Genomic DNA, 1,119 nt, shown 5'->3' with positions numbered 1-1,119 from the left:
GTTTCGTGGTCGCCGCCTCGGGCGTGGCCGTCGCCGGCGTCGGCGCCGCCTTCTGGTCGCTCGTGGCCGGCGTGGCCGTGCACCTGCTCGTCCGCGCCCCGGCGGCTTCGGGAGGCGAGGACCGCCGAGTCGTCGCACGATGGAGGTTGATCCCGCACACATCAAGGAGTGGTGACGAGTGAAGAAGATCTCCCTGCTGGCCTCCGCCGCCGTCGGCTACGTCCTGGGCACGCGCGCCGGGCGCGAGCGCTACGAGCAGATCAAGAGCCAGGCCGACCGCCTGTGGCGCAAGCCCCAGGTCCAGTCCGCCGTGGACGACGCCACCGGCTTCGCCAAGTCCACCGCCAGCGACCTGGGCAGCAAGGCGGCCGACGTCGCCGGCCAGGCCAAGGACGCCGCCAGCAGCAAGGTGTCCGGCTCGTCCGACAGCGGCTCGTCGTCGTCGACGGGCAGCACCCCGGGCGGCACCCACGGCGACCCGATCGACCCTCAGCAGTCGTGACCGGCGCACCCGAGGACCGCTCGACCGGCGAGCTGCTCAGCGCCCTCAGCGAGCAGGTCTCGACCCTCGTCCGGGACGAGATGCGCCTGGCGCGGGCCGAGATGAGCGAGGCCGGCAAGCGCTACGGCATCGGCGCCGGCATGTTCGGCGGCGCCGGCGTCATGGCGCTGTACGGCCTCGGGGCGCTGCTCGCCGCGGCCGTGCTCGGCCTGGCCACGGTGCTCGACGCCTGGCTGGCCGCGCTCATCGTCGCCGTCGTCCTGTTCGTCGTCGCCGGCGTCCTGGCCCTGGTGGGCAAGAAGAACGTCGACAAGGCGCCGAGCGTCCCGGGCAACCGGGTCGAGAGCGTCAAGGCCGACGTCGACGCCGTGAAGGAGCGCCATGTCTGACCCTGCACAGATCGAGCGCGAGATCGAGCGCACCCGCGCCGACCTCGCCGCCACCGTCGACGCCCTGACCGCCAAGGTCGAGGCCACGGAGCAGCGGCTCAAGGCGCCGCTGGTCGTCCTGGCCGGGGTCGCCGCCGGTGCCCTGGTGGGCCTGGTCGTCCAGCGCCTGCGTCACTAGCCGCACGTCCCCAGCGGGCCCCGCACCTCTGGTGCGGGGCCCGCTGCGGT

General features: G+C 73.8%; 4 protein-coding genes. All 4 read left to right on the top strand.

Annotated elements, in window-relative coordinates; translation table 11 throughout:
• A partial coding sequence (locus AC2W7G_RS16930; protein ID WP_485869467.1) for a hypothetical protein occupies nucleotides 1-182 on the top strand: 182 nt, incomplete at its 5' end.
• The gene (locus tag AC2W7G_RS16925) at nucleotides 179-502 is read left to right on the top strand and encodes a hypothetical protein (protein WP_485869466.1); all 324 of its coding nucleotides are present in this window, start codon (nucleotides 179-181) and stop codon (nucleotides 500-502) included. The genes AC2W7G_RS16930 and AC2W7G_RS16925, both read left to right, overlap by 4 nt.
• Entirely contained in the window at nucleotides 499-891 is a 393-nt protein-coding gene (locus AC2W7G_RS16920) for a phage holin family protein (RefSeq protein WP_485869465.1), read from the top strand. Before AC2W7G_RS16925 ends, AC2W7G_RS16920 begins: the two co-directional genes overlap by 4 nt.
• Nucleotides 884-1,069, top strand: coding sequence for a DUF3618 domain-containing protein (locus tag AC2W7G_RS16915; RefSeq protein ID WP_485869464.1), 186 nt, complete (start codon nucleotides 884-886; stop codon nucleotides 1,067-1,069). The genes AC2W7G_RS16920 and AC2W7G_RS16915 overlap by 8 nt, the downstream gene beginning before the upstream one ends.
• Nucleotides 1,070-1,119 lie beyond the last annotated feature (50 nt).

The sequence above is a fragment of the Aeromicrobium sp. PFPM2_SD2 genome, assembly GCF_057364525.1.
Note: the sequence above shows the minus strand (reverse complement) of the source record. Positions and strands in the feature narration are given on the sequence as shown.

Excerpts from the sequence above, each read along its gene's own strand:
- AC2W7G_RS16915 (WP_485869464.1), top strand. The coding sequence starts at position 884 with ATGTCTGACCCTGCACAGATCGAGCGCGAGATCGAGCGCACCCGCGCC.